Source organism: Streptomyces sp. NPDC089915, assembly GCF_040684675.1.
Classification (GTDB): Bacteria; Actinomycetota; Actinomycetes; order Streptomycetales; family Streptomycetaceae; genus Streptomyces.
In genome coordinates this window covers 1-3,620 of record NZ_JBFBGN010000263.1, presented here as the reverse complement: position 1 = coordinate 3,620, position 3,620 = coordinate 1, and the positions used below count along the sequence as shown (strand labels likewise).

Annotated in this window: 4 protein-coding genes; all 4 read left to right on the top strand. The window is 74.4% G+C overall.

What is annotated here, in order from left to right; translation table 11 throughout:
* Window positions 1–432: kelch repeat-containing protein (locus AB0O29_RS34540; protein WP_365159985.1), on the top strand; the 432-nt coding region annotated here is incomplete at its 5' end.
* 366 nt (window positions 433–798) lie between these two features.
* Window positions 799–1,944, top strand: coding sequence for a hypothetical protein (locus tag AB0O29_RS34535; protein ID WP_365159982.1), 1,146 nt, complete (start codon window positions 799–801; stop codon window positions 1,942–1,944).
* 129 nt (window positions 1,945–2,073) lie between these two features.
* Window positions 2,074–2,763, top strand: coding sequence for a hypothetical protein (locus tag AB0O29_RS34530; RefSeq protein ID WP_365159979.1), 690 nt, complete (start codon window positions 2,074–2,076; stop codon window positions 2,761–2,763).
* Between the two features lie 9 nt (window positions 2,764–2,772).
* The gene (locus AB0O29_RS34525) at window positions 2,773–3,258 is read left to right on the top strand and encodes a macro domain-containing protein (RefSeq protein ID WP_365159976.1); all 486 of its coding nucleotides are present in this window, start codon (window positions 2,773–2,775) and stop codon (window positions 3,256–3,258) included.
* The last annotated feature ends 362 nt before the right edge of the window (window positions 3,259–3,620 follow it).

The window sequence follows — 3,620 nt, the reverse complement described above, 5'->3', positions numbered from 1 at the left end:
CAGACGGGCACCTGCCTCTACGCCATCGGCGGCGGTATCACCGCCGGGGTCAGCGGCCAGTACCTGAGGGTGGTGGAGTCCTACAACCCGGTGACCAACGCCTGGAGTCCGATGGCTCCGGTTCCGACGCCCCGGGCCAATGCCGGAGTGGCGGCCACGACCTGTCCGCCCGGCCAGAGCGGAACCTGCGTCTACGTCGTGGGTGGGAACAACACGGGCAGCCCTGTGGCCAACGTGGATGCGTACAACCCCGCGACCAACGCCTGGACGGCCCTCCCGTCCCTGCCGAAACCCCGCAACCTGCTCGCGGCGGCCGCCATGCAGTGCCCTCCCGGCATCACCGGTAGCTGTGTCTACGCCTCCGGCGGATACACGACCGACATCTCCGGCACCGTCGAAGCCCTCGACCCCCCTCCCCCGTCGGAGGACTGAGCGGACCGGCGCCGCCGGGCCCGCACGCCGCTGCCCGGTCGCTCCGCCCCGTGAGTTCAGGCCAGGGAGGGCCCGCCACGCCGCCCCCTGCTGCCACCTTCCGGCCACTTCCCCTTCGCTTCGGACGGAACGTCCCGCTCCGGCACTAACGTTCGAAACCTGCTCACCGCCCGCCCCGCCCCGGACGGCCGGCCGGTGGCTGCCCGCAGACCGGCGGGTGTCCCGGAGGAAGCCGCCCCGGGCCACCCGCCACTCCATCGCCGCCTCACGACGAGCCGCCTTCCCCGGGCCGGGGCTGGGGGCGGGGGCGAGGGCGGGGGTGAAAACCCCGGGCGCGTCCGGTGTCGCGTGCCGCAGGATGACGCGGTGACCCCCCTGCTCCCGTCCCACCTGATCGACCGGCTGATCGCGATGGCGGACGAAGACGTGGACACGGCGCTGGCGCAGCGCACGGACCTGACCCATACTCAGATCCGCACGCTGGCGGCCCGGTCCGACGAGACCGCCGTCCAACTGGCCTACGACGGCCTCCTGCGCCCGCAGGACGTGGACCCGGCCGAGCGGCCGCTCGCCGCGCTCGCCCTGCTCGACACCGGAACGGGGCCGGCCGCGTGGGCCCGGCACTTCGCCGCGGATCCCCTCGTCCGGCACCGGGAGGGGCTGGCCGGGTGCCCCGGCCTGCCGCAGGAGGTGGTGCGCCGCCTCGCGGACGACCCCGACGTGCGCGTCGTCGCCGAACTCGCCCTCCGGGCCCCGGCCGGCCTGGCCGCCGGGCTCGCCCGGCATCCGCACGCGGAGGTGCGCCTCTCCGTCGCGGCCAACGAGGCGACACCGCCGCGGCTGCTGGCGGCGCTGCTCACCGGCGAGGGCCTGCCGCCGGTCGGAGCCTGCCGGGTCTGCGACCAGGAGGAGGTGCCGTTCGTGCACGCCCGGGACTGCCCGCGTACCGACTGCGCGCTGCTGTCCGGAGACGCCTGCGACGGCTCCCACCAGTCGGCGGTGCACGGGGTGCGGTGGCAGGCGCTGCACAACCTGGCGACGCCGACGGCGGCCGTGGCCCGGTTCGCCGACGATCCGTCGGCCCTGCTGCGCAAACCCGTGGCCGCCCGCGAGGGCCTTCCGCAGCCGGTCTACGCGCGGCTGGCCGGGGATCCGGTGCCGATGGTCCGTGCGGCGCTGGCGCAGAACCCGTCGATCGGCGAGGACCTGATACGCCGCCTCGCGGAGGACGACGGCCACGACGTCCCGCGCTCCCTCGCCCACTACCCGCACCTGCCCCTGGACCTCCTGGCCCGGCTCACCACCGCCACCAGGCCCGGCTCTCCCCTCCTCCCCCGCGTCGCCGCCGCCGGCGCGACGGAACTCACCGCCCTCGCCGGATCGGCGGAGCCGGCCGTCCGCATGCTGGTCGCGATGCGCCGGGACCTACCGGACGCCCTCCGGGACGCGCTCGCCGACGACCGGGTCGCGGAGGCGGCGGCCGCGAACCCCTCCCGCCGGTGGAGACGATGAGGGCACTCCTGCCCTGATCCACGGCCGTCCCATGCGGGCGCCAGTGCTGGTGCCGGTGCCAGTGCCGACGTGCCAGTCGGTCGGATCATGACGATCACGCTGTCAGTGGCGGCCTGTTCAATGCCCGACATGAACGTCCACGAACTGCTATCGCTACTGCCCGACCCCGAGAGCCTGCGCGCCCGCTCCCGGGCGCTCGCGCTGCTCGACGTCGTCCTCGACGGCGGCTGCACCTCGCGGCACGACTACGTCCCGGACTGGCGCCCGGGCGTGGACCTGGCCCGGATGGACAACGGCTCCGGTGATCTGTACGGGATCGTCTTCGATCCGGCCGGGGTCTTCCTCTACGGCTTCGACCACGAATGCGATGCGACGCCGTGGCGGGAGTGGCCCAGGGCTCACTGGCCCGGGCTGCTGGAGGGCCTGCCCGCCGCACTGGCCCGCTATCCGGCCGATCCGGAGCTGCGGTTCGAGGACTTCTTCGACGCGACGGTGTGCGCGTGGCGCGAGACCGGCGCGGACGCGTGGCGGTGCGGTCCGGTGGAGTTCGGGACCGGCGAGTCCGACGGAGCCGGCTGGCTGTTCGAGCTCGTGGCCGACGGCAGCGCCGAGGCCATCTGCGCTGACGCCGAGGAGTACCACGGGCGCCCCGTCGACCGGCGGGCCGTCGCCGCACTCCTCGCCGGCACCCCGCTGGACCGTCGAACGGTCGGCGCGCTGGATCCGGCGGCGGACCCCGACGTCATGGCCGACCGGGCCCGCACGCTCGGCTACCCGGTGGCCTCCGGGCCGAACGGGCTTGTCAGTGGGCCCGTTTAGGCTCGAGGAATGACGCCGATCACGATCATCTCCGGGGATGCCACCAGTCCGCAGGCCAAGGGGCCGAAGATCATCGCGCACGTCTGCAACGATCTCGGCGGCTGGGGTAAGGGCTTCGTCCTGGCGATATCCCGGCGCTGGCCGGAGCCCGAGCGGGACTACCGTGCCTGGCACCGCGCCCGCGCCGGGAACGACTTCGGCCTCGGCGCGGTCCGGCTGGTCCGCGTCCGGCCGGACACCTGGGTCGCCAACATGATCGGCCAGCGCGGCATGCGCACGGGCAGCTCGGGCGTCCCGATCCGCTACGACGCCCTGGAGCAGTGCCTGGCCGCGCTCGCAGGCCACGCCCTCGAACTGGGCGCCTCCGTCCACATGCCCCGCATCGGCTGCGGTCTGGCCGGCGGGAAGTGGCCGAGGGTGGAGCCCCTGATCAGCGGGGCGCTGTCCACTCGGGGCGTGGCGGTGACGGTGTACGACCACGGCGGAAACGGCTGACCCCGGGCCACGGACCACGGACCACGGACCACGAGCTACGGAGGGGCAACGCCTTCGAGCTGTACGAGAAGGGCCACAGCTTCCTCAGCCCGGTCCGCCTCGCCCGCTACGTGCCGTACGCCGTCGGCTCACTGCTCCACCCCGGGCGGGGAGGCCGGAACGGCCGTCCCTCCGCCCGGCGCGCGCGTGGGCATCGGTCCGCCTCCGTCCGCCTCAGCCGCCGAGCGGCCACTGGGCCGGTTCCGCGTTGAAGCCCCGGAACAGCTCGACCGCCGCCGGCTTTTGCCCGGCCGGGATCAGGAACGCGGTGCAGATCTTCTCCGACTGCCCCGGGCCCAGGGTCTTGGTGCTGTCGGTTTCGG

Bases quoted from the DNA above. Each gene is read 5' to 3' on its own strand.
- AB0O29_RS34530 (WP_365159979.1), top strand. From the start codon at position 2,074: ATGAACGTCCACGAACTGCTATCGCTACTGCCCGACCCCGAGAGCCTG.
- AB0O29_RS34525 (WP_365159976.1), top strand. From the start codon at position 2,773: ATGACGCCGATCACGATCATCTCCGGGGATGCCACCAGTCCGCAGGCC.